The following is a 24619-nucleotide window of genomic DNA, read 5'->3' on the forward strand; positions in this document are numbered from 1 at the left end:
CGCTTTCAGATGTCCTCTGCACCGCCCTTTCAGCACACGCCTTATGACGGCTCCAGCAGCCCGTTCACGGTCGGGCTGAAACCCATTCCGGAGGATGTTTGGCTGGAGCCCGATCCGTTTCTTGCCCGGCATCTGGCGAACAAGGATCTTCTGTTTCGGTCCAGACCCGATGCGGTCTTCCGGGCCGGACTGGAGACAGGTCCGTCGCAGGAGGAGGTGCTGGAGCTTGTTGTGGGCAATCTGCGCCGGTTTCACGGCAAGACCCACAGGATGGAAGGGGCCACTGTCTTTATCAACGGGCTCAAGGAGCCGGTCCGGATGGCAGGAGGGGATGCCCTTCTGACCGCGTCGCGTCTCGTGCAGGAAGATCTGGTGATCATGAGTCCGTCCCCGGAAGGATACCGCCTGGCCGCCGCGTCACTCTGCTTTCCCTCGTCCTGGTCGCTGGCGGAGAAATTCGGCCAGTCCATGACCGGCATTCACGAAACGGTGCCCGGCTTCAATGGCAGCCGTATGGGCATGATGGTTGCGCGCCTGTTCGACAATCTGAAGCCGGGACAGTTGGTCTGCCGTTTTAACTGGTCGCTCCACGAGGGCAGCGGTCTGCACCATCCCGAACCCAGGGTGATCCGGATGGATATGGAGGCGCACGCCCTGGCCGGCCTGTTCTTGCGGGTTGAGCGTCAGACGCTGCGCCGTCTGGAAGGCACGGGCGATATCCTCTTTACCATCAAGATCCACCATGACCCGCTGACTGCCCTGGAACAGCAGGACAACCGAGCTGAGATTGCCGCCGGTTTGCGCCGCCAGATGCTTGATCTGGACGCGGATCAACTGGCGTATAAGGGCCTGACCGGCGTCCGGGACACGCTGGCCGGGGTGCTGGAAGGGTTCTGTCCGGCTGTCCCCGCCTGACTGGCGGGTAAGGGGCAGACCCCCGCGCGGGTCTGCGGGCTGGATATCCCGGCCAGATCGCATATTTAGACGTCAGCATCTGATCGTTTGTTCAAGGAGCGCCCCAAGGTATGCCGAAGACCAAGGACCGCGAAAGCAACCGTTTGAGTGCCCGCATGGGCCGCTATGCCCGTGTGGGCACGAATATGAGCGGAATTGCGGCGAAATTTGCGGGCGCCAAGCTGTTTGGCATGGAGCTGGACAATGCCAAGAATGCGGCTGAATTGGCGGAGGCTCTTGGCGGGCTGAAGGGGCCGCTGATGAAGGTGGCCCAGCTGCTGTCAACCATACCGGATGCCTTGCCGCCGGAATACACCACCGAACTGGCCAAACTTCAGGCCAGCGCCCCGCCCATGGGCTGGGCCTTTGTCAAACGCCGGATGCGGGCGGAACTCGGGAGCAATTGGCAGGACAGGTTCGAGGAGTTCGGCCGGGAACCGGCGGCCGCCGCGTCCCTCGGGCAGGTGCACAGGGCCACGGGCCATGACGGCCGTGTGCTGGCCTGCAAGCTGCAATATCCGGACATGGCCTCTGCGGTCGAGGCGGATCTGAAGCAGCTGCAAATGCTGTTTTCCCTGCACCGCCGCATGAGCCCGGCCATTGATACCAGGGAAATTGCCAAGGAAATCAGCGCCCGGGTGCGCGAGGAGTTGGATTACACCCGGGAGGCCGGCAACATTGCCATGTACAGGGAGATCCTTGCCGGGACGGATATGATCCGGGTGCCGCAGGTGGTGGAGGACCTGTCCACCCAGCGGCTACTGACCATGGGCTGGCTAACCGGCAGGCCGTTGCTGGCGTTCAAGGACCACAGTCTTGAAGAGCGCAACCTGCTGGCCAGAACGATGTTCCATGCCTGGTGGCACCCTTTCAGCCATTTCGGCGTCATTCACGGGGATCCCCATCTGGGCAATTACACAGTGTTTGAACAAGATGGCGGCCCGGGGGGCATCAATCTGCTCGATTATGGCTGTATCCGCGTGTTTCCCGAAGGCTTCGTGCAAGGGGTCGTCGACCTCTACAAGGGGCTTCTGGAAGAGGACGCGGACCGGGTGATCTCCGCCTATGAGCGCTGGGGTTTTAAAAATCTGAAAAAAGAGACCATCGAGGTTCTCAATATCTGGGCACGGTTCATCTATGGCCCGCTCCTGAGCGACCGGGTTCGGTCCATTGCCGACGGCGTGTCGGCCGCCGAATATGGCCGCAAGGAAGCCTTCCGGGTACATTCGGCGCTGAAGGAACTCGGACCGGTGACCGTGCCGCAGGAATTTGTCTTCATGGACCGGGCCGCCATTGGCCTTGGCGGGGTGTTCCTGCATTTGCGGGCGGAGCTGAACTTCTTTCAGTTGTTCAACGAGCAGATCGAGGGCTTCGAGGCTGAAACCGTGCGCGCACGCCAGGACAGAGTGCTTGCGGCGGCGGGGCTTGGGGGCGTGTCAAACGCCGCCTGACGGGCCAGGGTCAATGCAGACACCCTGAGAGTGCGAAAACTTTCCTTAAGGGCATTCTTGGTAAGGTGACCGAGATTGCCGAACAGGCAATTTCTATTGTATGAAGGTTTCAAGCGACTGACCGTTTCTGGGAGGAATTGATGGCAGACGACAACGCACCTGCAATGGACTATGACGCACACGAGCGGACGTATGAGGGGTTCATCAACTTCTCGAAAGTCGGCACCGTGGCTGTTTTGAACATTGTGCTATGCCTGATCCTGTTCGGCTTTGGCGGCACAGTTGCCCATGTCTTCGGCTGGTTGATGCTTATCGGAACGATCGTCGCCTCCGCAATCGGTCTTGCCCTTGGCGAAAAAGGCTGGGTTCCGCCCGCTGCCATCTTTGTCCTGACCGGCATCCTGGCGATTTTGACCGTCTGACGGGTCCGTCTGAAGCGGATCAGACCTTTTTAGCCAACGGTTCTGAAGAACGGCGCGGCCCGATCCGCGCCTTTTTGTGTTGGGATGCCAGGTTTTTGGATCTATAAGCGCGCCATGTCAGCACATGCGCCCGGCCCCTTCATCTATGCTCCGCCCCTGGAGCCTTATCTGAGCCTTCTTCATGCCGATAAGGACCTGCTGGTTGCCGACAAGCCAAGCGGGCTGTTGAGTGTTCCGGGCAAGGCGGAAGAGCATTCGGACTGTCTGGAAGCGCGGGCGCAGGCCTCCTATCCGGAAGCGCGGATCGTGCACCGGCTCGATATGGATACCTCCGGCGTCATGGTGCTGGCCCGGACCCCGGCCGCGCACCGGCATCTGGGGCTGCAGTTTGAGCGGCGGAAAACCCGGAAAGTCTATGTAGCGGAGATCTGGGGGCACCTGGCGGACGAGGCGGGGGAGGTGGATCTGCCGCTTGTCTGCGACTGGCCGAACCGACCCCGCCAGATGGTCAGCTTTGAACATGGCAAACCGGCCCTGACCCGCTGGCAGGTGCTGGAGCGGAAAGAGCGGACAACGCGCCTGCATCTCTTTCCCCATACGGGGCGCTCCCACCAGTTGCGAGTGCATATGCTGGCCTTGGGGCATCCGATCATCGGCGACCGGTTTTATGCCAGCGGAGAGGCGCTGGCCGCCTCAAACCGGCTTGCGCTGCATGCGGAAAGTCTGGAACTGCACCACCCGGATGGCGGCGAGCGGGTGGTCTTTACGACTGGTTGCCCGTTCTGAACTGCCTGGATCCGTAAAATGACCGGAAGGGTGGGGCTGGTCAGCCCTGGCCGACGCGGCCGAGGCCTTCGCGGGCGATCTTGTTGGAATTGTCCAGGGTCATTGCGCGGGTGTAATTGCGCCGCGCGTCCTTGGGCTTGCCCAGCATTTCAAGCGCCAGACCGCGATTGGCCCAGGCAATGGAGGATTCCCGGTCGAGATTGACAGCCATCGACAGGTCCGAGAAGGCCGCATTGGGATCGTTGATCGCCAGATAGGAAATGCCGCGGGCAATATAGGGCGCGCTGGCCTTCGGGTTGAGGCCGATGGCGGTGGCGAAATCTTCAATCGCCTTATTGTCCTGCTTCTGGGCCTGATAGATCAGGCCGCGGTTGTAGAACGCACGCGCGTCGCTGCTGTCCCGTGTGATCACCGAGTTGAAATCGGCAAGGGCGGCATTGTAGTTGCCTTGCTGGCGGTAGATATTGCCGCGCCCCACATAGGCTGCATCATAGTCAGGCTTGATGTTGATGGCCCGGGTGTAGTCGGAGATGGCCTGCTCGTTCTTGCCAAGCCGCCGGAAGACAAGTGCCCGGTTGGCATAGGTCTGGTAGGCTTGCGGGTTCAGCTGCAGGGCCTTGTTGAAGTCCTCGATCGCCTTGTCGAGCTTGCCGGCCTGGCCGTAGGCAATACCGCGGGTGCTGTAGGCGGTCGCGTCGGACGGATTGGAATCGATAACCGCCGTCAACGAGGCGATGTTGGAGGACGAGCCCGCAGAGCGGTTGACCGGGGCATCCTCATAAACGCCGGACGTGTTGCATGCAGCCAGCAAGGTTGCCAGGCTGAACAAAAGTGCGTGAGGCAGGGTCTTGCGCATGCGGCACATTAGCTTTCTTAAGGTCAAGCAGTTGGACACGCCGTTCATCCGCTGCCAATTGGGCGGTAATGTGGCTATGAACCGCAGAGATGACCTTATCGACAAGCCCATCTTCGCTAGGGGAGCTGCAAAACGCCAAAAGCCGACCGGTGAGTCGGTCGGCCTACGGCAGATTTGCTGGCAGAAGCGGTTCTGACCGCCGGGAGCACTCCAGCCGGATTAGCGGCGAGCGGACTTGCCCGGAAGCAGACCTTCACGCTGAGCCCGCTTGCGCGCCAGCTTGCGAGCGCGACGGATGGCTTCAGCCTTTTCGCGGGCCTTCTTTTCAGACGGCTTTTCAAAGTGGCCACGAAGTTTCATTTCCCGGAAGATGCCTTCGCGCTGCATCTTTTTCTTCAGCGCCTTCAGCGCCTGATCGACATTGTTGTCGCGAACCAAAACCTGCACGCGTTTTTTCCCGTTCTGATGTCCAGCGGCCGATCCGCAGACAAATTAGACAATGAGTTGAGAGAGGCATTGTCAGCAGAATTTGCGACGGGTCCTGACCGCAAGCAGTGTCAGACCGTTGCAGTCACCATGCTGCAGGGCTTTCACTTGTGTGCAGAAACCTGATCGCCGCTGACGCGTCGCTCACATTGACGGGCTTCATACCAGAGCGATCCGGGCCTGTCCACAGTCATTCGCAAATAAACCTCACGGAACCGGTCCGAACTGGCCGGGAAAGAAGACAAGATGATGGACAGGGCCAGAGCCGTCGCCTAAATCTGGCATCTGCCCAAGATCTGACTGGGATCGTTAGGCTGCGCAAGACGGTTTTTGCCCTGATTTGCTGGAGGAAACAATGGCGCAACACGCGTCAGGGGCGCCCGATTCGGCTGGGGGCAGCTCTTTGTGGCGAAGCGACATCCTGCCGACCCTGTCGCTTGGCATGCCACTGGCCGGGGCCCAGCTGGCGCAGATGGCGATCAACACAACAGATGTTTTGATGATCGGCCGCCTGGGTGCGCCGGAGCTTGCCGCCTCCGTGCTGGCGTTCAATTTTTATACGCTTTTGTGGTTTTTCGGCATGGGGGTGCTACAGGCCGTGATCCCGCTTGCGGCGCGGGCGCGCGGTCAGCGCAAGCTCCGTGACCTGCGCCGGGCTGTGCGCATGGGCTTTTGGGTCGCTGTACTGTTCAGCCTGCCGGCCTGGCTGTTTTTGACGTTTACCGAACAGGTCCTTCTGCTTCTTGGGCAGGAGCCCGGCTTGGCTGCCCTGGCCGGCCACTACATGTCGATGCTGCAATGGACGCTGATGCCGGCGCTGCTGATCATGGCGGTGCGGGGCTTCCTTACGGTCATGGAGCGCACCCAGGTGGTGCTATGGGCGACCTTGGCCGGGGCCGTGGTCAATGCGGTTCTGGATTATCTCCTGATTTTCGGGACCTTCGGCTTTCCCCGCCTTGAACTTGCAGGGGCCGGCATTGCCTCCGTCATCAGTGCCACGGCAACCTTTCTGTTCCTGCTGGCCTATGCGCTTTGGCATCCGAAACTGCGCCGCTACACGCTGCTGGGGCGTATCTGGCGGTCCGACTGGCCGGTGTTCCTGCAGATCCTGCGTCTGGGTACGCCGATCGGCCTCACAATCATCGCCGAGGCGTCCCTGTTTGTGGCTTCGTCCATCATGATTGGCTGGCTGGGGGCGTTACCACTGGCCGGGCACGGTATTGCGCTGCAGATCGCCTCGCTAACCTTCATGATCCCCGTTGGTCTGTCGGTGGCCGCAATGACGCGTGTCAGTCTTGCGGCCGGGCGGAAAGATCCTGTGGCGGTGGGCCGTGCCGGCTGGACCTCGCTGGCCGTCACGCTGGCCTTCATGGCCTGTTTTGCGGTCCTGTTCTGGAGCCTGCCGGAAACGCTTGTCGGCTTTTATCTGGATCTTGAGGACCCGGAGGCCCGGGAGGTGCTGGCCTATGGCGCTTCATTCCTGCTGGTGGCGGCGCTGTTTCAGATCGCCGATGGTGGGCAGATCATCGGCGTCAACAATCTGCGTGGCCTCGGGGACACCACCGTCCCGCTCTATTATGCGCTGTTCGGCTATTGGGTGGTCGGGATCACCCTGTCGCTCGGCCTCGGCTTTGGGGCCGGGTGGGGCGGAGTTGGCGTCTGGTGCGGCCTTGCGGCGGGGCTCGCCTGTGTTGCCTTAATGGCAAATGTCAGGTTCGCGCGCCGGGAAGACCTCGGACTGCTGGGCGGCTGACAGATAGGGGGGGGCTGACAAGAGCTCCGAATGCCGGGGCCTTGAGCATGCCGCGTTCACCCGGCTCCAAACCGCTTTGTCTCTTGCGGTGTCCTCTCAGATGTCGGGCAAACGCTATGTATTAGGCCGTCTTAGCCGTGAGGCGGTTCACATGCCCCATCTTGCGACCCTCGCGGGTGTCCGCCTTGCCGTAAAGATGCAGGCGGGCCTCCGGGGCCGTCAGGATTTCGGCCCAGCGGTCCGCTTCAAAGCCGATCAGATTTTCCATCACCGCATCTGAATGGCGCTCGGCCGATCCCAGCGGCCAGCCCGCGACCGCGCGAATATGCTGGTCGAACTGGGAGGTCAGGCAGGCATCCTGGGTCCAGTGGCCGGAATTGTGAACGCGCGGGGCGATCTCATTGACCAGCAGCGTTTCCTCAGCCCCCTGGCGCAGCAGGAACATTTCAACACCCATCACCCCGACATAACCAAGACCGGAGACAATGCGCTCGGCGATGTCCCGGGCGGCCGCGCAGGTTTGCGGGGCAACGCCTGCTGGCACAGTCGAGGTCTTCAGGATGTGATTTTCGTGGTGGTTGCGGGCAATGTCATAGCAGCAGCAGGTGCCGTTCAGATCCCGGGCAACGATCACCGAGACTTCGCAGTCAAACGGGATCAGCTCTTCCAGAACGGCGGGGACGGAGCCAATCCGGTCAAAGGCGCCCGCGCTGTCCCCCGGCGTGCGGATCATAAGCTGGCCCTTGCCGTCATAGCCGAAGCGCCGGGTTTTCAAGACCCCCTGGCCGCCAAACCGGTCCAGGGCGGTGTCCAGGTCCTCCTGGCAGGTGATATCCGCAAAGCCGGCGAGGCCGACACCGGTGCCGGACAGGAACTGCTTTTCCGTCAGCCGGTCCTGAGAGACTTGCAGGGCGCGCACGCCGGGCCGCACGGGCACACGGGCGTCCAGATGCGCGGTAGTGGCGCCGGGAACGTTTTCAAATTCATAGGTGACGACATCCACATCGTTTGCAAACCGCTCCAGCGCTGCAAGATCCTCATAGGGTGCCACAGTCTGGGCGGTGCTCACGTCAAAGGCGGGGCTGGCCGGGTCCGGGCAGAAGATATGGGTTTTCAAACCAAGGCTGGCAGCGGCCTGTGCCAGCATCCGCCCCAATTGCCCGCCGCCTAGAATGCCGACCGTATCGCCGGGGCGGAGCTTCTTTGATGCCATCATCCTTCTGTCCTTTGCCGCCGCTGTCAGAGGTCGTTGCTGGGCGCGCCGGCCACCGCCGCCGTGCGCTCCGCCCGGTAGGCGTCCAGGGCGGTTTCAATGGCCGGATCGCTTAAGGCCAGAACCGCTGCGGCCAGAAGCGCGGCATTGGTGGCGCCGGCCTTGCCGATGGCAAGGGTGCCGACAGGAATGCCGCCGGGCATCTGGACAATGGACAGAAGGCTGTCTTCGCCGGACAGCGCCTTGCTTTCCACCGGAACGCCGAAGACGGGAAGGGGGGTCAGGGAGGCGGTCATGCCCGGCAGATGGGCCGCGCCCCCCGCCCCGGCGATGATCACCTTGAAGCCTTCGCCCTTGGCGCCCTTGGCAAAGTCATACATGCGCTCGGGTGTGCGGTGAGCGGAAATGATCCGGGCCTCATGGGAAACGCCGAGCTGCTCGAGCGTGTCCGCCGCATGTTTCATTGTCGGCCAGTCCGACTGGCTGCCCATGATGATTGCGACATCCGCTTGCGCCATGCTTTGCTCCATATTTGGCCGGAACATCCCGCGTTTCTGTCAACGCCTCAAGATGCCCGCCCCTTTTGACTGCGATCACCCGGTGCTCAACCGAATGTGGCCGAGCCAGGTACAGAAAGGCGCGGAGTATAGGCAGCACGGCGCGCATCGCAAGCTCGAAACGCGCCCCAAAGTGTCTTTGGCGAGCGTCTTCAGTGCCAAAAGGGAACAAAGGGATTTGCCGCCCGAAGATCTGGCGTTGGGTCAGTTGATTGGGGCCAGATGAATAGGGTCAGGCGATGATGTCGGGAAAAAGCTGGTCTTCCAGCACTGAGATCCGGTCTTTGATCATCAGTTTTTTCTTTTTGAGGCGCTGAAGCTGCAGAACGTCATGGTTTGCTGTGGCTGCAAGCGCCTCAACGGCAACGTCCAGGTCCCTGTGTTCCTGACGAAGCTGCGCTAGCTCCATTCGCAAAGCTTCGGTGTCCATCTACGTCCTCGATCAGACTGAATCAGGACACAAGTCCTAGTCCATTTCCGGGCTGCCGGGCAAGACAGCATCTTCTGCCTAGCTGTAAGCAGCCGGGAAAACAAGTCTTTAGCGATGCCTTGCTGGGGTCTTTTCCTGTCCTTGCGGCGCGGGCAGGATGCTGTGCTGGCAAAATTCCCAAGAGTATTATTTATCACCCTTCAGAGCTTAATTTTCCGCCTGTTTTTTTAGGGTTTCTCAAGCATGGCGGCACAAATGCATTATTCGACGGCGAAACGAAAGAGATATGCGGAATCTGCAATCGACAAGGCTGGAAGGCCTATGGCACGATGGTAGGGTTGAGCCAACAGACAGGAGGATATCCATGTCAATGCAGTCGCATCTCGAAGAACTTCAGCGCCGTCATGCGGAAATGAAACGCAAGATCGAAACCGCTCTGATGCACCCGAGTACGGACTCCCTGGAATTGGCTGACATGAAACGACAGAAGCTCAAGATCAAGGATGAGATTGAGCGAATACGGCAAGGTGAAACGCTGCATTAAGCGTCTTACCTGAGAGTGTTGAAACGCCGCGCTCTGCGCGGCGTTTTTTGTTGCCAGATTGTCCTTGCACGATGGGCTCTGGCGCAAGCGGCTGACAGGGGCTGCGAACTCTCCGCCCCCTAAAGCGCTTTGGCCTGTTCGCGCAGGGCAAATTTCTGGATCTTGCCCGTGGAGGTCTTGGGCAGCTCGCAGAAAACCACCGTCTTGGGGGCCTTGAAAGTGGCCATATGCTCACGGCAGAAGGCAATCAGCGCCGCTTCGGTAAGATCTTTGCCCGGCCGCAATTCCACAAAGGCACATGGGGTCTCTCCCCATTTCTCGTCGGGCCGGGCCACCACGGCGGCGGCCTGCACATCGGCGTGCTTGTAAAGCACTTCCTCCACTTCGATGGAGGAAATGTTCTCGCCGCCGGAAATGATGATGTCCTTGGACCGGTCTTTCAGCTGGATATAGCCGTCCGGATACATCACCCCGAGATCGCCGGAATGGAACCAGCCCCCTGCAAATGCGTCCTGCGTCGCCTCTTCGTTCTTCAGATAGCCTTTCATCACAACATTGCCCCGGAACATGACTTCGCCGAGGGTCTCACCATCACTGGGCACGGGCTCAAGTGTCTGCGGGTCGAGGACTTTCAGGTCTTCAAGCGCCACATAGCGCACCCCCTGGCGGGCTTTTTTCTGGGCCTGACTGTCCGGAGGCAGGGCGTTCCAGGCGGTTTGCCAGTCATTGACCACCGCCGGGCCATAGACTTCGGTGAGCCCGTAGAGATGGGTCACATTGAAGCCAGCCTGTTTCATGGCCGCCAGAACGCTTTCCGGTGGCGGGGCGGCTGCGGTGAAAAACTCGACTTCCCGCTCCAGATCCCGCTTCTGGCCGTCAGGCGCATTCAACAGGGTCGACATGATGATCGGCGCGCCGCATAGATGGGTCACCTTCTCGTCGGCAATCAGATCCCACATGGATTTGGCGCGCACCCAGCGCAGGCACACATGGGTGCCGGCCACGAGGGACAGGGACCAGGGAAAACACCAGCCATTGCAATGAAACATCGGCAGGGTCCACAGATAGACCGGATGTTTCGCCATTGACGCGGTGATCACATTGGCCTGGGCCAGAAGATAGGCGCCGCGATGGTGATAGACCACCCCCTTCGGATTGCCGGTGGTGCCGGAGGTGTAGTTGAGGGTAATGGCGTCCCATTCGTCATCGGGCAGGCTCCAGGCAAAGTCCGGATCGCCGGATTGAAGAAATGCCTCGTAGTCGAGGGATCCAAGCCGTTCGCCATCCTGCGGGAATTCAGGGTCTGAATAGTCGATCACGATGGGCGCAACCCGGGCCAGGGCCAGAGCTTCCTTGACGACGGGGGCGTATTCCCGGTCGGTGATCAGCACCTTGCTGTCCGCATGGTCAAGCTGGAAGGCGATGACGGCTGCGTCCAGGCGTGTGTTCATGGAATGCAGCACCGCCTTGGCCATGGGCACCCCGTAATGGGCCTCCAGCATGGGCGGCACATTGGACAGCATGACGCTGACCGTATCATTCTTGCCGACCCCCAATCCCGTGAGCGCTGAGGCCAGCTGGCGGCTGCGGCGATAGAAGCTGCGATAGTCGGTGCGCCGGCTGCCATGGACAATTGCGGTGGTGTGCGGAAAGACATCCGCCGCCCGGGCCAGAAAACTGAGCGGACTGAGCGCCGCATAATTTGCTGTGTTTTTATAAAGCCCATGGGTGTAGGGGCTGACATCGGCATCCATGGCCATCCTCCCTTGATTTTGTTGACGTATCAAACCCGCTAAACCGCTTTTGTGCAACGCCTTGCACAGCCTCCGGCCGCGGCGGGGCGGCCGCTCCGCACCCCTATCAGCCCATAAGGGCGGCAAGGCCGTCAAAGGTGAGTTTCACCCCGATCAGGCCCATGAAGACATAGATAAAGGCGTAAAAGGTCTCCGCCTTGATGATCCGCACCAGGCGCACCCCGGCCAGGGTCGCAACCAGGGCCACGGGGAACAGGGTGATGGACGTGGTCAGGTTGGTCGTGTCGAACTGGCCGAGCAGGAAATAGGGCGGCAGCTTGATGGCATTGACCACGGCGAAGAAAATGACCGCCGTTCCGGCAAACAAGGTCGGTGCCAGGCGCAGCGGCAGCACATACATCTGAAAGGGCGGGCCGCCCGTGTGGCTGATGAAACTGGTGAAACCGGCAATGGCGCCCCAGAAACTGCCCTTGGGCAGGCTGTGCCCGGCGGCCTGGGGCTTCCGCCGCCGCAAAAACAGGTAGTCGGCAACAAAGGTCAGGGCCAGCACGCCGATCAACAGGGTCACGATATCGTCATTCACATAGGCGGCGGTGGCCCAGCCCAGGCCGATTCCGAGCGTGGCGGCGGGCAGAAGAATCGCAAGGCTCTTCCAGTCGGCTTCGCCCCGGTAGGCGATCAGCGCCACGATATCCATCACCACCAGAATCGGCAGCATGATCCCGGCGGCCTGAAGCGGAGGCACCACCAGGGACATGAGCGGCACGCCAAGCATGGCAAGGGTGCCACCGAAGCCGCCTTTCGACAGGCCGACAAGAAACACGGCCGGAAGGGCTGCGGCATAGAACCAGGGGTCGGAAATTGGGATCATTTGCGGGAAAATCAAAGCGGTCGAGACAGAAGATGCGCGAGACAAGCACGCCAGAGGGATTACGTAAAGTCCCGACCTCCGAATTGTCTATCCCTGCCCACTTGCATCCGGACCGTTCCTTACAGCACTGTGGGGCAAAATACCGAGGCGGCTGTTTGGGAGGAAAGAACATGGCAAGCCGGTATCATGAGGTCTATCAGGGCTGGAAGGAGGATCCGCTCGGCTTCTGGAAGAGCGCGGCAGCGGAGATCGACTGGGTCCGCACCACCGACACGGTGTTTGACCCGGATCAGGGGCAATATGGCCGCTGGTTCCCCGGCTGGGAGTGCAACACCTGCTACAACTGCCTGGACCGGCATGTCGAGCGGGGCCGTCCGGGCCAGCCCGCGCTGATCTATGACAGCCCTATCACCGGCCGCACGGCCAGCTACACCTATTCGGAGCTTTTGGCGGAGGTGGAGGCCTTTGCCGCAGTGCTGTCCGACCAGGGGCTTGAGAAGGGCGACAGGGCGATCATTTACATGCCGATGATCCCCCAGGCGGTAATGGCGGTTCTGGCCTGTGCCCGTCTCGGGGTCATCCACTCGGTGGTTTTCGGTGGTTTTGCCGCCAATGAGCTGGCGACCCGGATCGATGATGCCACGCCAAAGGCGATTATTGCCGCGTCCTGTGGCATCGAGCCGGGCCGGGTGATTGCCTATAAGCCGCTGATTGACGCTGCAATTGATCTTGCTGCGCACAAGCCCCAAAGCTGCCTTGTCTTTCAGCGCGCGGACCAGGAAGCGGACCTGATCGAAGGGCGTGATCACGATCTCGGCCAGCTGGCCGACGCCGCAAAGGCCGCCGGGCGCCGGATTGCGCCCGTTCCGGTCAAGGCGACGGATCCGCTCTATATTCTTTACACGTCCGGCACCACGGGCCAGCCCAAAGGCGTTGTCCGGGACAATGGCGGCCATATGGTCGCGCTTAAGTGGTCCATGGCCAATCTTTATGATGTGCAGCCGGGGGAAGTGTTTTGGGCAGCTTCAGATGTGGGCTGGGTGGTTGGCCATTCTTACATTTGTTATGCGCCGCTGTTGCAGGGCTGCACGACCATCGTCTTTGAGGGCAAGCCGGTGGGCACGCCGGATGCGGGCGCGTTCTGGCGCGTGATTTCCGACCACAAGGTGGTGTCTCTCTTCACCGCTCCGACCGCCTTCCGGGCGATCCGCAAGGACGATCCGGAGGGAGAACTGATCCGCAATTATGACCTGTCCCAGTACCGGTCCCTGTTTCTGGCCGGCGAGCGGGCGGATCCGGAGACGGTCAACTGGGCCATTGATCAGCTTCAGGTTCCGGTGATCGACCATTGGTGGCAAACGGAAACCGGCTGGTGCATTGTGGGCAACCCGCTGGGCCTCGGCCAGCTGCCGGTCAAGCCGGGCTCGCCCACGGTGCCCATGCCCGGCTATGACGTTCAGGTCCTGGATGATGCCGGGCATCCGCTCGGAGCCGGGACCCTGGGTAACATTGTGGTGAAACTGCCGCTGCCTCCCGGGGTTCTACCCACGCTCTGGAACGCGGACAAACGCTTCTTTGATGCCTATCTGGCTGAGTTTCCGGGCTATTACAAAACGGCGGATGCGGGGGTGATCGACGAGGACGGCTATCTGTCGATCATGGCGCGCACCGACGACATTATCAATGTGGCAGGCCACCGCCTGTCCACCGGCGGCATGGAGGAAGTGCTCGCCACTCATCCGGACGTGGCCGAATGCGCGGTGATCGGTATTGCCGATGCGCTGAAGGGACAGTTGCCTTGCGGTTTCGTGGTGCTCAAGTCCGGGGTCGAGCGGCCGCATGAGGAGATTGAAGCAGAATTGGTGAAGCTGGTGCGCGAGAAGATCGGGCCGGTGGCGGCCTTCAAGATCGCGATCACCGTGGAGCGGCTGCCGAAGACCCGGTCGGGTAAGATCCTGCGGGGCACCATGCGCCAGATTGCCGATGGGGAAGCCTATAAAATGCCGGCCACGATCGATGATCCGGCTATTCTGGACGAGATTTCCGAAGCCATGAAAACCCACGGAATTTCGAGCTGAACCGCACCTGCTGCCGCGTTTCAAGCACAATAACGCGCCCCTAGGCTTCATATTTTCCGGCATTGGCACTAAGGTCGGGCCGCCGCGCAGCGGCCCGCGTCCCTTCCTGGCGCGGACTCCAGTCTTTCAGCCGTGAGGTTTTTCGTGTCTTTGGAAAATAAGGTCGCCATTGTGACGGGCGCAGCCCAGGGCATCGGTTTTGCCGTTGCCAAACGATTTGTGTCGGACGGGGCCAAGGTTGTGATCGCCGATGTGGATGATGCCAAGGGCGAAGCAGCAGTTGAGGACCTGAAGACCCATGGCGAGGTCATGTATATCCACTGCAACGTGGCCGAGCGCCTTGATGTGCGCAACATGGTCGCCGAAACCCTGAACGCTTATGGTGATATCGACATTCTGGTCAATAATGCCGGGATTGTCGGCGGGGCCAGCTTCCTGGAACTGGAAGAAGATGATTTCGACCGGGTTCTGTCCGTGAACCTGAAGGGCACGTTCCTGTGTTCCCAGGCGGTTGCGCGCCACATGGTGGAGACGGTCGAGACCGGTGGAGCACCAGGCTGCATCATCAACATGTCCTCGATCAATTCCGTGCTCGCGATCCCGAGCCAGATCCCCTATTGCGTCTCTAAGGGCGGGGTGTCCCAGCTGACCAAAACGACAGCGCTGGCTCTTGCCCCCCACGGGATCCGGGTCAATGCCATCGGCCCGGGCTCGATCATGACGGAAATGCTGGCCTCGGTGAACAGTGACAAGGAGGCCCGCCAGCGGGTCATGTCCCGCACGCCGATGCTGCGGGTTGGCGAACCGGCCGAGATTGCTGGTGTGGCCGCGTTCCTTGCCTCAGCCGATGCGGGCTATATCACCGGCCAGACCATCTTCGCCGACGGTGGCCGCCTGCCGCTCAACTATACGGTTGCGGTTCCGGACGACGACTGAGACGCGTGCCGCCGGAGCTTTTTCCGGCATCACGACACAACAGGGCGATGGCAATTACGCCGTCGCCTTTTGAGTCGCTGCGTCCGGTTTGGCGCCGAATTGCAGGCGCGCGAGTTTGGCATAAAGACCGCCGGCTGCGCTCAGGTCGGCATGGGTGCCACTTTCCACGATTTGCCCGTTTTCCATCACCACGATGCGGTCCGCCTTCAGAACGGTTGCCAGCCGGTGGGCAATCACAAGGGTGGTCCGCCCTTCCATGAGGCTGTCGAGGGCTTTCTGGACCAGATGCTCGCTTTCCGCATCAAGAGCGCTGGTGGCCTCGTCCAGAAGCAGCACCGGAGCGTTTCTCAAAACAGCCCGGGCGATGGCGATTCGCTGGCGCTGCCCGCCGGACAAGGTGATGCCCCGTTCCCCGACCAGCGTATCATACCCAAGCGTCATTTCCTCGATGAAGGAGGCGGCCTGAGCCGCCTTGGCGGCAGCAATGATCTCCTCCCGGGTGGCGTCGGGGCGGCCATAGGCTATATTTTCGGCAATGGTCGTGCCGAAAATGGCGGTGTCCTGGGGCACAAGAGCAAGATGGCTGCGCAGGGCGGCCGGGTCGAGCTGGCGCAGGTCGACACCGTTGAGGCGGATCGCGCCCGTCACCGGATCATAGTAACGCATCAACAGGCTGAACAGGGTGGATTTGCCTGCCCCCGAAGGGCCGACAACCGCCACCGTTTCCCCGGGCTTGACCTTCAGTGTCAGATCCCGGAGCACGGGCAGGGTCTTGCTGGTCCCATAAGCAAAGGAAACCGCGTCAAAGGAAACGGCTCCTGCAGCGTTTTCAGGCAGTGGCACCGGGGTGGCGGGAGCGGTGATCTCCGGATCGATCTCCAGTAGCTCCGCCAGCCGTTCGGCAGCGCCTGCAGCCTGGGACAGCTCTCCCCAGACCTCTGACAGGGTGGCCAGTGATCCGGCCGCCAGAATGGAATAGAGGAGGAACTGGCTGAGCTCGCCGCCGCTGATCCGCCCGGCAAACACATCGCTGGCCCCGATCCAAAGGACCGCGACGATGCTGGAGCCAATCACGAAGATGGCAAATCCGGTCAGTGCAGCCCGGGCGGTGATGGCCTTGCGGGCGGCCGCAAAGGCGGCTTCCACGGCGGTGCTGTAGTGGTCCGCACTGCGCTGTTCATGGGTGAAGGCCTGCAAGGTGCGCACCGAGCCAAGCATTTCTCCCGCATAAGCGGACGCGTCTGCCAGGGTGTCCTGGGCAAAGCGCGAGCGTTTGCGCACATTGCGGCCAAAGCCGATAATGGGCACCAGAATGACGGGAATGGCGGCCAGAACGAACACGGACAGGCGTGGGCTGGTCACAACCATCATGACGGCGGCGCCGGAAAACATGATCAGGTTGCGCATGGCCTGGGAGGCGCTGGCCCCGAAGGCAGACTTGATCTGGGTGGTGTCGGCGGTGAGCCGGGACAGGATTTCGCCGGACCGGGCGCTGTCGTAAAAGGCCGGGCTGAGCCGGGTCAAATGATTGAAGACATCCGAGCGCACTTCGGCGACCACCCGCTCGCCCAGCCACATGACGAGGAAGAACCGGAGCGCGCTGGCGAGCGCGAGGGCCAACACAACGCCGATCAGAACCGCGAAATAGGAATTTACCAGCGCCGGGTCCCCGGCGCCGAACCCGTTGTCGATCATCCGCCGAACGGCCGCAGGCAGCACAAGGGTGATCACAGCGGCCGCAAAGAGTGCGGCGATGGCCGCCAGCACCATGCCCTTGTGCTTCATGAGATAGGGCAACAGGCGGCCAAGCGGCTTTAAGGATCTGCGCGGCCGGTCCCTGCCGGTTTGCAGGTCATGCTGCGGTTCGGATCCTGGGGCGTCAGCCAATGGGGCTCTCCTTGATGTTTTGGCGGCGGCTGTGCCTTGGGCAACGGGCTTGTCTTATCATGTTCGCGCAGCGGCACAATGGCCCCGTGAGGTGGCGGGTGGCAGGGCGGGGCGGAGCGGCGGCTGCACCACCTGGACACATGGCCGCAGGGAGGCAGATAAGGAGGCCGGAGGCTTGCAACAAATGCTTTGACAGGAAAGATGGATTGCGGGAATTTGCCTCTTGTCTTGCCTGCCGCCTTGGGGTATATCCCCGCCTCATGTTTCTGAGGGCTGCGTCCGCTTCCGGATCGGCGGCCTTTAATCTCGTTTTGCGCTGATGAGCAGGCTTTCAGGGAAAGACGCGTTCAAGCGCTTGAAAGGACCGGTCATGAAAGCGGATATCCATCCCGACTATCACACCATCAAGGTCGTCATGACCGATGGTACCGAATTCACCACCCGCTCCACCTATGGTGCGGAAGGCGACACCCTGCAGCTCGACATCGACCCTTCGTCCCACCCGGCTTGGACCGGTGGTGACCGTCAGCTTATGGACCGCGGCGGCCGGGTGTCCCGCTTCAAGAACAAGTTCGCAGGCTTCCTCGGCTCCTAAGCCATTCGGCCTGTCAGATGTTGAAAACCCGGCCGTTGGCCGGGTTTTTTGCGTTTCCGGCGCTGTTTTGCAGGCGCCTTGGCGGCGTTCGTTGGCGTAGCGGGCGGCAAGTCTCAAGCCCAATCTCCGCGCTGCCTCATCTTTAGGAAGGCTGACAGCCTGTCTCGAAGCATTGGCCGCTTGTTCAGACCCCGCAGCGCATCTTTCGAGAGGGGCTGCTGGGTCTCCTCAAGATTAAGAGGAAGAAACGCTGCCGCCTCTCATAACGATTTGGCAGCCAAGGCGCAGATGCGGCCGGGCTCAGCGGGCTGATACCAAGCGCACTTGATGATGACCTATTTGACCGTGCTTGGATGGTCTTCGGCTAGGAGCGCGTCGCAGGCCGATACGGGGTATCGGGCCAGACGTGCGACAACGTCCGGAGTCCCTCCAAGCGCGGCCTCCGGTGCCCCAATTCCGCCCAACGGACATCGTTGCACCGCTTGTCCGGTCAACCAGACCGGGTCGCGCGATGCGCCTAGCCGTTGAACGGAATTGGGGCATCAAATAGGTCATCATCAAGTGCGCTTGGTATGAGCAAAAGGCCGGGAAGGCAGGGGCGCTGGTCCCGGATCTCCGCAGGGTTCTGCGCTTGGTATGGATTGCCTTTAAACACAACAAGCCGCCCGGAGGGCGGCTTGGAAGCTGGTTGGCAGGTGGGGCTAGATCTAGCCGAGATTGCCGAAAGCGGCGTGCAGCTGGTTGAGCTGGGATGCGACCGGGTTGTCATTGATCGCTTCGACCGGATGCTCGTCCAGGCCCTTGCGGTACAGCATCTTGTCCAGGTGCACGACGCGCTCCTGGAGACGAGTGGAGCGTTCGACCAGGGACTTCAAGTTGCCGGGCAGGTCCTGCCAGGCGGGGCCGCCCATGGAACTGCTGAGCTTGTCCAGGCGCACCTTGTTCTTTTCGCTGCCAGCCTGCTCGTGGGACATTTCCCCCTCATTGACCGCGCGTTGCAGCAGCAGCCAGGAGGCCAGCTGCATCAGGCGGGTGGTCAGGCGCATGGATTCCGTCGCGTAGGCGAGGGAGGCGGGGCGGGGCAGGTGCTTGGCTTCCTCGCGGCCCTCGCCATCCAGATACATGGCGGTTTCCTCAACGAGCGACATGCCTTCCTGAAAAAGGTTCTGGAAGTTGTCCGAATTGGCGAGGTGGTGCGCAATGTGAACTGCGTCTACAGGGCCGCCGGCTTTTTTCATGTCTTCCGTCATGGGTTACTGCGCCTCAAACTAGTCTTCCGGTGTGCCGCGCATTTTTAAAACTCTGTCCCGGGCCGGAACATTCTGTCTCGAATGTCCCGTTTCGAAACGCTGCGCGTCTTCATGCCAATTGTTGAGCAATCCGTATGCCAGTTCCGCTTCTGAGGAGGCGGTTAACCAGAATGAAGTGAGGATACTATGGCGCCCGGACAAAAAAAAGAGCCGCGAAGATGCGGCTCTGAGTCTTTAACAGGGAGGCGTCAAACAGAGTGGACAGGAGCCACTCACATCCAGATGTCTGGATGAGGTCATTTATACTTTGGAAAGATTAACAGTAGGTAAACAGGTAAAATTTTACCCACTTGAAGCATGAAAGTTAAAAGGAGTTTACGTAGATTTTCAGAAAATATGTAACAACTTACAAGGCTTCATTTAAAAATGGAATTGGCTGCATCGCGAATAGTGCTGCGTTGTTTCAGTTCCTGCTGCGTACGGTTAATTTCCGCTTCAAGGGCGGCGATCCGTTCAGAAAGCTCGTTTTCCGACAGGCTCGACAGATCGTCTCCGACGCTGATTTTTGCAGGTCCGGATTTTTTGGGGACATCTTCGTCAAAAAGACCCATTGTCTCGTTCCCTGAAGCGTGACACCCCATCTCTACCGAAGTGTCCTTCCATGGCAAGGTTTCTTTTCGGAAACCAGCCCATATCTTAACCATAAATCAGGCGCGAGCGGGCCTGACCGTCCCAAAATGAACCATAGGAATGTCTCTCCATGCAAAACCTGCCGGATACCATGACCGCACTTGCGATTTCCGAACCGGGGGGGCCGGAGGTCTTGAAACCGGAAATCCGGCCCCTGCCGGACCTGGGGCCGGAGGAGATTTTGATCCGCGTGGCGGCGGCCGGGGTGAACCGGCCGGATGTGCTTCAGCGCAAAGGGGCCTATCCGCCTCCGGCCGGGGCGTCCGATCTGCCGGGCCTTGAGGCGGCGGGGGAAGTTGTGGCCTGCGGGGCGCATGTGACCCGCTATGCGCCAGGGGACCTGGTGACGGCTTTGACCCCTGGGGGAGGCTACGCCACCTATTGCAAGATGCCGGAGGGGCACGCACTGCCGGTTCCCGCAGGCCTGTCCCTGATCGAGGCGGCAGCGCTCCCGGAAACGTTCTTCACCGTCTGGACCAATGTCTTTGACCGGAGCGGCTTGAGCGCGGGCGAACGTTTTCTGGTTCACGGCGGCACATCGGGGATCGGCACAACCGCCATCCAGCTGGCCAAGGTCTTCGGGGCAGAGGTTTTCACCACTGTCGGCTCGGAAGACAAGGCGGAGGCGGTCAAGGCACTAGGGGCCGATCATGTGATCAACTACCGGAAAGAGAGGTTTGAAAAACGTATTCTGGAGATCACGGACGGGAAAGGGGTCGACGTGATCCTCGATATGGTGGGGGGCGACTATGTGGAACGGAACTGGAAAGCCGCGGCCGTGGAGGGGCGTATCTGTCAGCTTGCAACGCTGAACGGGGTTTCTGAAAACGTCAATTTCTCCCGGCTCATGGTGAAGCGGCTTGTACATACGGGCTCAACCCTGCGCCCGCGCAGCGATGCCTTCAAGACAGCGATTGCGGAAAGCCTTGAAGCCAAGGTCTGGCCGCTGATCGAATCGGGCAAGGTGAAGCCGGTCCTGGACTCCACCTTTCCGCTGGAGCAGGCAGCCGAAGCGCACCGGCGCATGGAAAGCTCCGGCCACATTGGAAAAATCGTTTTGACAACCGGGGATTAAGTCCGGATGACCGGCGGGGCGGGGGCGGGCGCTTTCACCGCGCTGTGCGGGCCCGGGCGGGGGCGCGAAGCGGATTTGCCTTTCCGCAGGTTTCGGCCTATATTCGCGCCACTTCCCATGAAATAGAAATGGAACACCGCTTTTTCGCCCTGACGGGCGGGGGAGCACACGAGAGGAATTTATCTGATGGCGAACACGCCGCTTATGCCGAAGGCCACCGCCGTCTGGCTCGTGGACAACACGGCTCTGAGCTTCACTCAGATCGCATCCTTCTGCAAATTGCACCCGCTGGAGGTCAAGGCGATTGCGGATGGGGAAGCAGCCCAGGGCATCAAGGGTCTCGACCCGATCCTGACCGGCCAGCTGACGCGCGAAGAAGTCGAAAAGGCTCAGAACGATCCGAATTACCAGCTCAAACTGCAGGGCTCCAAGGTGGTGGTACCGGAAGCCAAGCGCAAGGGGCCGCGCTATACGCCGGTGTCCCGCCGTCAGGACCGCCCGAACGCGATCCTGTGGCTGGTGCGCAACCACCCGGAAATGAAAGACGCGCAGATCATGCGCCTTGTCGGCACCACCAAGCCGACCATTGCCGCCATCCGTGACCGCACCCACTGGAATTCGGCCAACCTGACCCCGTCCGATCCGGTCACGCTCGGCCTGTGCAGCCAGCTTGAGCTGGACATGGAAGTGGAAAAGGCGGCGAAGAACGCTCCGCAGCCGATAGCAGGCGAACCGGTGCAGACCCTGATGCCGGTGGAAGACAGCACCAGCGAAGACGCCATTGCGGCTGCCTTCTCGCTCGACCCGACTCAGCCGGTCCAGCGTGAGGAGGAAGAGGAAATCGACGCCGACGCCGTGTTTGCCAAGCTTAATTCGCTGAAAGAGGACGCAGCGGATGATGCCGAAGAACCCGAAGATGTGGTGAGCGAGGACCCGGACGCGGCGTTCAAATAAGCGTCTTTTGCCTGCAAAAGACAAATCCATCGAAGCGTGATTTACATTTGAGCATCGTGCAGACTTATCGTCCGAGGCTCTTGAATTTAAAGCAACAGAAGCGCCGTCGTCTGGTTCCAGAGGGCGGCGCTTTGCTGTCTGGACGCGGGGAATTACCTGCGTTTTGTCTTGATGTTCAGATTGCTGCTGGGCCCGAGCCCGAAGCGCAGGCAGGCGGCAATAGCCACAAGGCTCAAGATCAGCCAGAGGCCGCCCCAGAACAGGGTGGGGCCGCCGAATTCCTCCGCCAGCATGGCCGCGTCGGAACGCGCACCGGACCGGCGGATGGTGTCATCGAAGATGTCATAGGGGACGTAGAGAACGCTCGAGAGGCCGATGACCCGCAGCACCATGTCATTGATAGGGCGGCTCAGGTAGCGGGCCGTGGCCAGCATGGCAAGCCCCGTGGCGGCGCAAAAGATCAGGGCAAAGAGGTCACGGACATACAGCACGGTCACCACAAGGGTCAGGCCGCCAAGGGCTGCCAGCGCAGAGCGGTCGGCCTCCGTGCGCAGGGCAATCACAAGAAGGGCGAGACCGATGACCAGCGATCCGAGATAGCCGGCCGAAAGGATCAGAAAACGGTTGCCGCCGCGCGAGAGCACATGCCCGCCCTCATGGATTGTCAGGGACAGATCCACGACCGATCCACCGGTCAAAAGGGTAACAAGGGCGTGGGCCAGTTCGTGCAGAAAGACGATGAGAATCTTGAGCGGCAGGGCGACCGGTGTTGGCCACAGCACAAACAGCAGCAAAGTGACCGCAATCAGCTGCCAATGGCCTTTTAGAAAGGGCACGGGAACCGCTTTCGCTCCTGTTTATTCGGCGCTGCTGACCAGGGCCCGGGAGGTTTTTCCGGACGCCCTCAGCGTTCCGTGAGCTTCAATTCGATGCGCCGGTTCTTGGCAAGTGCTTCCGGACTATCGCCCGCCTCCAGCGGCTGGAACTCGCCGAACCCGGCTGCGACCAGGCGTTTGGGGTCAACACCCCGTTCAATCAGGTAGCGCACGACGGAAATGGCCCGGGCCGCCGACAGTTCCCAGTTGTTGCGCAAGCGCCCGGTGCCGGACAGGGGCCGGGCATCGGTGTGGCCGTCCACCCGCAGGACCCAGTTGATTTCATCCGGGATTTGGCCGCTCAGCTCCTGAATGGCGTCGGCCAGCTTGTCCAGCTCCTGGCGTCCGGCCGGGTTGATGTCTTCCGAACCGGAATCAAACAGGACTTCGGACTGGAACACAAAGCGGTCGCCCACCACTGAAATATCGGAGCGTTGGGACAGGATTTCGCGCAGGCGCCCGAAAAAGTCCGACCGGTAACGGGAGAGTTCCTGAACCCGCTGGACCAGGGCCGCATTGAGCCGTTTGCCGAGGCTGGCGATCTTGGCCTGGCTTTCCGCCTCCTTGGCTTCGGAGGCTTCCAGGGCCGCATTGGCAGCGGCGATCTGGCGGCGCAGGGCGGAGATCTGCTGGTTGAGCAGCTCCACCTGGGCAAGGGCTTCCTGACTGACCTGTTTTTCGTCGTCCAGAAGGTTCTCCAGCCGGGCCGCCCGGCCGCCGGCGGCATCCGCCTCACCGGAGCTGCTGTCCAGAAGCCCCTGCAGGCGCGTCTGCTCCGCCTGGGCATCCGACAGGCTGGCCTGCAGCCCGAGGATCGTGTCTTCCAGCTCCCCGGAACTGGCCCGTTCCAGGGCCAGAAGTTCGGTCAGTTCACTGATCTGGGCGTTCAGGCGGTTCAGCACCGTGTCCCGCCCGGACAACTGCTGGGACAGGAAGAACTGGGCGATCATGAAGATCGACAGCAGAAAGATGATGACGAGCAGCAGCGTTGCCATCGCGTCCACGAAGCCGGGCCAGTAATCCGTTTGCTGGGCGCGGCGGCGGCCCCGCAGTCCTGCGGCCATTTACTGTGCTCCCGGCTTTGCTGGTGTCACGGTGTCACTCCTTGGCGCGGTCAAAGGCGGCGGCAATAGAGCTCAAAAGACCCTCGATCCGCTTTTGCTGTTCGCCCTGGGCTTCCGCCCAGTCGCGCATCATCTGCTGTTCGGAGCGCACATGTTTGACAAGTCCCTGAATGCCTTCGGCCAGATTGGCCATGGCCTGGGTGGCGTTTTTGCTGCCACTGTCCTCAAGGCTTTGCTGGAGGGCCTGAATGGAGGCCTGGATCTGTTCAACGCCAGGAGAATCGGGCGAACTGAACACCCCGTCTTCCGGGTCAATATCGGTGACGGTGGACAGCCAGTCTTCCAGCTCATTGTAGAACCGGTTCTGGGCCTGGCCCGCCTGAAGGTCGAGAAAACCGAGCACCAGGGATCCGGTCAGGCCGAATAGGGAGGACGAAAAGGCGGTGCCCATGCCGGACAGGGGCGCTTCAAGCCCGGCTTTCAGATCTTCGAAAATCACATTGGCATCGCCCGAGCCCACATCAAGGGACTGGATGGTCGCCCCGACGGAGCTGACGGTCTGCAACAGGCCCCAAAATGTGCCGAGAAGGCCCAGAAACACCAGCAGACCGGTGAGATAGCGGGACATTTCCCGCGATTCCTCCAGGCGCATGCCGATGGAATCAAGGATGGAGCGTGCCGTTGTCGGCGTCAGCGCCATATTTCCGGACTTGTTGCCCAACAATGCGGCCATCGGTGCGAGCAGCACCGGCGAGCGTGTGTCGAGGGCGGGGTCGCCGATCCGGAAACTGTTCACCCAGGAGATTTCCGGAAACAGGCGGATCACCCTGCCGAACAGGAGCAGAATTCCGAAGCCGCCGACAAACACAATCAGGCCGTTCAGGCCTGGATTGCTCATGAAGGCAGTGGAGATTTGCGGAAACAGGATGAAAGCGATGAAGGCAACGATCACCAGAAAGATGATCATGAACGTCAGGTAGGCCTTCGGGCTGGACAAACTGTAAGGATCAAATTCACGGGCCATATTGCGCTATCAATCACCTTTTAAAGAGGTAATTCCTTGATAGCGTGATTTTTAATACCTTGAAAACCTCGAATTAAGGCGGAAAGGCAATTAAATCTGAAAAGCGGGAAAAGA

24 protein-coding genes are annotated in these 24619 nt (G+C 60.9%); 11 read left to right on the top strand and 13 right to left on the bottom strand.

The features are described from left to right. The first annotated feature begins 9 nt into the window (after positions 1 to 9). From ACXAH0_RS05715 to ACXAH0_RS05730, 4 genes are all read left to right on the top strand, one after another. Positions 10 to 915, top strand: a complete 906-nt coding sequence (locus tag ACXAH0_RS05715) for a heme-dependent oxidative N-demethylase family protein (protein WP_475189667.1) — start codon at positions 10 to 12, stop codon at positions 913 to 915. A 110-nt stretch (positions 916 to 1025) separates the two neighbouring features. Further along, on the top strand, positions 1026 to 2405 hold the full coding sequence (locus ACXAH0_RS05720; protein WP_475189671.1) for an ABC1 kinase family protein: 1380 nt from the start codon (positions 1026 to 1028) through the stop codon (positions 2403 to 2405). Between the two features lie 140 nt (positions 2406 to 2545). Continuing rightward, a complete protein-coding gene (locus ACXAH0_RS05725) occupies positions 2546 to 2827 on the top strand; it encodes an aa3-type cytochrome c oxidase subunit IV (protein WP_475173575.1) in 282 nt (93 codons plus the stop codon). Positions 2828 to 2941: 114 nt separating this feature from the next. Beyond that, positions 2942 to 3613, top strand: coding sequence for a pseudouridine synthase (locus ACXAH0_RS05730; RefSeq protein ID WP_475173577.1), 672 nt, complete (start codon positions 2942 to 2944; stop codon positions 3611 to 3613). Positions 3614 to 3653: 40 nt separating this feature from the next. Here the strand turns inward: ACXAH0_RS05730 and ACXAH0_RS05735 are convergent, their stop codons facing one another. Together ACXAH0_RS05735 and rpsU are read right to left on the bottom strand one after the other, a co-directional pair. Continuing rightward, the gene (locus ACXAH0_RS05735; protein ID WP_475173580.1) at positions 3654 to 4469 is read right to left on the bottom strand and encodes a tetratricopeptide repeat protein; all 816 of its coding nucleotides are present in this window, start codon (positions 4467 to 4469) and stop codon (positions 3654 to 3656) included. A 219-nt stretch (positions 4470 to 4688) separates the two neighbouring features. Further along, on the bottom strand, positions 4689 to 4916 hold the full coding sequence (gene rpsU / locus ACXAH0_RS05740) for a 30S ribosomal protein S21 (protein WP_008188883.1): 228 nt from the start codon (positions 4914 to 4916) through the stop codon (positions 4689 to 4691). Positions 4917 to 5310: 394 nt separating this feature from the next. On the opposite strand from rpsU, the gene ACXAH0_RS05745 reads away from it, so the two are divergent. Continuing rightward, the gene (locus tag ACXAH0_RS05745) at positions 5311 to 6708 is read left to right on the top strand and encodes an MATE family efflux transporter (RefSeq protein ID WP_475173582.1); all 1398 of its coding nucleotides are present in this window, start codon (positions 5311 to 5313) and stop codon (positions 6706 to 6708) included. Positions 6709 to 6829: 121 nt separating this feature from the next. Here the strand turns inward: ACXAH0_RS05745 and ACXAH0_RS05750 are convergent, their stop codons facing one another. The 3 genes from ACXAH0_RS05750 to ACXAH0_RS05760 all read right to left on the bottom strand — a co-directional run bounded on the left by ACXAH0_RS05750 (position 6830) and on the right by ACXAH0_RS05760 (position 8908). Next, the gene (locus ACXAH0_RS05750; protein ID WP_475189675.1) at positions 6830 to 7924 is read right to left on the bottom strand and encodes a 5-(carboxyamino)imidazole ribonucleotide synthase; all 1095 of its coding nucleotides are present in this window, start codon (positions 7922 to 7924) and stop codon (positions 6830 to 6832) included. Positions 7925 to 7947: 23 nt separating this feature from the next. Next, entirely contained in the window at positions 7948 to 8439 is a 492-nt protein-coding gene (gene purE / locus ACXAH0_RS05755) for a 5-(carboxyamino)imidazole ribonucleotide mutase (RefSeq protein ID WP_475173586.1), read from the bottom strand. 271 nt (positions 8440 to 8710) lie between these two features. Further along, positions 8711 to 8908, bottom strand: coding sequence for a YdcH family protein (locus ACXAH0_RS05760; RefSeq protein ID WP_475173588.1), 198 nt, complete (start codon positions 8906 to 8908; stop codon positions 8711 to 8713). A gap of 364 nt (positions 8909 to 9272) precedes the next feature. On the opposite strand from ACXAH0_RS05760, the gene ACXAH0_RS05765 reads away from it, so the two are divergent. Beyond that, a complete protein-coding gene (locus ACXAH0_RS05765; RefSeq protein WP_475173590.1) occupies positions 9273 to 9452 on the top strand; it encodes a YdcH family protein in 180 nt (59 codons plus the stop codon). 119 nt (positions 9453 to 9571) lie between these two features. Here ACXAH0_RS05765 and ACXAH0_RS05770 read toward each other — a convergent pair whose 3' ends face one another. Beyond that, entirely contained in the window at positions 9572 to 11206 is a 1635-nt protein-coding gene (locus ACXAH0_RS05770) for an acyl-CoA synthetase (RefSeq protein WP_475189678.1), read from the bottom strand. Positions 11207 to 11312: 106 nt separating this feature from the next. After that, positions 11313 to 12077 carry a sulfite exporter TauE/SafE family protein gene (locus ACXAH0_RS05775; protein WP_475173594.1) on the bottom strand — a complete coding sequence of 255 codons (765 nt, stop codon included), beginning with the start codon at positions 12075 to 12077 and terminating at the stop codon, positions 11313 to 11315. A 170-nt stretch (positions 12078 to 12247) separates the two neighbouring features. Between ACXAH0_RS05775 and ACXAH0_RS05780 the strand changes: the two genes are divergently transcribed. Together ACXAH0_RS05780 and ACXAH0_RS05785 are read left to right on the top strand one after the other, a co-directional pair. Continuing rightward, positions 12248 to 14155 (top strand): propionyl-CoA synthetase, encoded by a 1908-nt coding sequence (locus ACXAH0_RS05780; protein ID WP_475189680.1) that lies wholly within the window; start codon positions 12248 to 12250, stop codon positions 14153 to 14155. A 144-nt stretch (positions 14156 to 14299) separates the two neighbouring features. Then, positions 14300 to 15091 carry an SDR family NAD(P)-dependent oxidoreductase gene (locus ACXAH0_RS05785; RefSeq protein WP_475173599.1) on the top strand — a complete coding sequence of 264 codons (792 nt, stop codon included), beginning with the start codon at positions 14300 to 14302 and terminating at the stop codon, positions 15089 to 15091. Between the two features lie 54 nt (positions 15092 to 15145). Here the strand turns inward: ACXAH0_RS05785 and ACXAH0_RS05790 are convergent, their stop codons facing one another. Continuing rightward, entirely contained in the window at positions 15146 to 16978 is a 1833-nt protein-coding gene (locus ACXAH0_RS05790; RefSeq protein WP_475173601.1) for an ABC transporter transmembrane domain-containing protein, read from the bottom strand. Between the two features lie 370 nt (positions 16979 to 17348). On the opposite strand from ACXAH0_RS05790, the gene rpmE reads away from it, so the two are divergent. Then, complete coding sequence (gene rpmE / locus ACXAH0_RS05795; RefSeq protein ID WP_475173603.1) at positions 17349 to 17573, top strand: 50S ribosomal protein L31; 225 nt, start codon at positions 17349 to 17351, stop codon at positions 17571 to 17573. A gap of 707 nt (positions 17574 to 18280) precedes the next feature. Here rpmE and rcdA read toward each other — a convergent pair. After that, positions 18281 to 18823 (bottom strand): protease adaptor protein RcdA, encoded by a 543-nt coding sequence (gene rcdA / locus ACXAH0_RS05800; RefSeq protein WP_475189682.1) that lies wholly within the window; start codon positions 18821 to 18823, stop codon positions 18281 to 18283. Positions 18824 to 19239: 416 nt separating this feature from the next. Continuing rightward, entirely contained in the window at positions 19240 to 19434 is a 195-nt protein-coding gene (locus tag ACXAH0_RS05805) for a DUF1192 domain-containing protein (RefSeq protein WP_475189683.1), read from the bottom strand. Positions 19435 to 19583: 149 nt separating this feature from the next. Between ACXAH0_RS05805 and ACXAH0_RS05810 the strand changes: the two genes are divergently transcribed. Further along, a complete protein-coding gene (locus ACXAH0_RS05810) occupies positions 19584 to 20588 on the top strand; it encodes an NAD(P)H-quinone oxidoreductase (protein ID WP_475189686.1) in 1005 nt (334 codons plus the stop codon). Between the two features lie 186 nt (positions 20589 to 20774). Beyond that, positions 20775 to 21542, top strand: coding sequence for a DUF1013 domain-containing protein (locus ACXAH0_RS05815; protein WP_475173612.1), 768 nt, complete (start codon positions 20775 to 20777; stop codon positions 21540 to 21542). A 152-nt stretch (positions 21543 to 21694) separates the two neighbouring features. On the opposite strand, the gene ACXAH0_RS05820 is transcribed toward ACXAH0_RS05815, so the two are convergent. The 3 genes from ACXAH0_RS05820 to ACXAH0_RS05830 all read right to left on the bottom strand — a co-directional run bounded on the left by ACXAH0_RS05820 (position 21695) and on the right by ACXAH0_RS05830 (position 24505). Beyond that, a complete protein-coding gene (locus ACXAH0_RS05820; protein WP_475173613.1) occupies positions 21695 to 22378 on the bottom strand; it encodes a M50 family metallopeptidase in 684 nt (227 codons plus the stop codon). 68 nt (positions 22379 to 22446) lie between these two features. Further along, on the bottom strand, positions 22447 to 23481 hold the full coding sequence (locus tag ACXAH0_RS05825) for a peptidoglycan -binding protein (protein ID WP_475173615.1): 1035 nt from the start codon (positions 23479 to 23481) through the stop codon (positions 22447 to 22449). A gap of 34 nt (positions 23482 to 23515) precedes the next feature. Further along, positions 23516 to 24505: an OmpH family outer membrane protein gene (locus tag ACXAH0_RS05830; RefSeq protein WP_475189688.1), complete on the bottom strand. Its 990-nt coding sequence runs from the start codon at positions 24503 to 24505 to the stop codon at positions 23516 to 23518. Positions 24506 to 24619 lie beyond the last annotated feature (114 nt).

It is taken from the genome of Roseibium sp. AWQ4_290 (assembly GCF_056160985.1).

Excerpts from the sequence above, each read along its gene's own strand:
- ACXAH0_RS05715 (WP_475189667.1), top strand. The coding sequence starts at position 10 with ATGTCCTCTGCACCGCCCTTTCAGCACACGCCTTATGACGGCTCCAGC.
- ACXAH0_RS05720 (WP_475189671.1), top strand. The coding sequence starts at position 1,026 with ATGCCGAAGACCAAGGACCGCGAAAGCAACCGTTTGAGTGCCCGCATG.
- ACXAH0_RS05725 (WP_475173575.1), top strand. The coding sequence starts at position 2,546 with ATGGCAGACGACAACGCACCTGCAATGGACTATGACGCACACGAGCGG.
- ACXAH0_RS05730 (WP_475173577.1), top strand. The coding sequence starts at position 2,942 with ATGTCAGCACATGCGCCCGGCCCCTTCATCTATGCTCCGCCCCTGGAG.
- ACXAH0_RS05735 (WP_475173580.1), bottom strand. The coding sequence starts at position 4,469 with ATGCGCAAGACCCTGCCTCACGCACTTTTGTTCAGCCTGGCAACCTTG.
- ACXAH0_RS05745 (WP_475173582.1), top strand. The coding sequence starts at position 5,311 with ATGGCGCAACACGCGTCAGGGGCGCCCGATTCGGCTGGGGGCAGCTCT.
- ACXAH0_RS05750 (WP_475189675.1), bottom strand. The coding sequence starts at position 7,924 with ATGATGGCATCAAAGAAGCTCCGCCCCGGCGATACGGTCGGCATTCTA.
- purE (WP_475173586.1), bottom strand. The coding sequence starts at position 8,439 with ATGGCGCAAGCGGATGTCGCAATCATCATGGGCAGCCAGTCGGACTGG.
- ACXAH0_RS05760 (WP_475173588.1), bottom strand. The coding sequence starts at position 8,908 with ATGGACACCGAAGCTTTGCGAATGGAGCTAGCGCAGCTTCGTCAGGAA.
- ACXAH0_RS05765 (WP_475173590.1), top strand. The coding sequence starts at position 9,273 with ATGTCAATGCAGTCGCATCTCGAAGAACTTCAGCGCCGTCATGCGGAA.
- ACXAH0_RS05770 (WP_475189678.1), bottom strand. The coding sequence starts at position 11,206 with ATGGATGCCGATGTCAGCCCCTACACCCATGGGCTTTATAAAAACACA.
- ACXAH0_RS05775 (WP_475173594.1), bottom strand. The coding sequence starts at position 12,077 with ATGATCCCAATTTCCGACCCCTGGTTCTATGCCGCAGCCCTTCCGGCC.
- ACXAH0_RS05780 (WP_475189680.1), top strand. The coding sequence starts at position 12,248 with ATGGCAAGCCGGTATCATGAGGTCTATCAGGGCTGGAAGGAGGATCCG.
- rpmE (WP_475173603.1), top strand. The coding sequence starts at position 17,349 with ATGAAAGCGGATATCCATCCCGACTATCACACCATCAAGGTCGTCATG.
- rcdA (WP_475189682.1), bottom strand. The coding sequence starts at position 18,823 with ATGACGGAAGACATGAAAAAAGCCGGCGGCCCTGTAGACGCAGTTCAC.
- ACXAH0_RS05805 (WP_475189683.1), bottom strand. The coding sequence starts at position 19,434 with ATGGGTCTTTTTGACGAAGATGTCCCCAAAAAATCCGGACCTGCAAAA.
- ACXAH0_RS05810 (WP_475189686.1), top strand. The coding sequence starts at position 19,584 with ATGCAAAACCTGCCGGATACCATGACCGCACTTGCGATTTCCGAACCG.
- ACXAH0_RS05815 (WP_475173612.1), top strand. The coding sequence starts at position 20,775 with ATGGCGAACACGCCGCTTATGCCGAAGGCCACCGCCGTCTGGCTCGTG.
- ACXAH0_RS05825 (WP_475173615.1), bottom strand. The coding sequence starts at position 23,481 with ATGGCCGCAGGACTGCGGGGCCGCCGCCGCGCCCAGCAAACGGATTAC.
- ACXAH0_RS05830 (WP_475189688.1), bottom strand. The coding sequence starts at position 24,505 with ATGGCCCGTGAATTTGATCCTTACAGTTTGTCCAGCCCGAAGGCCTAC.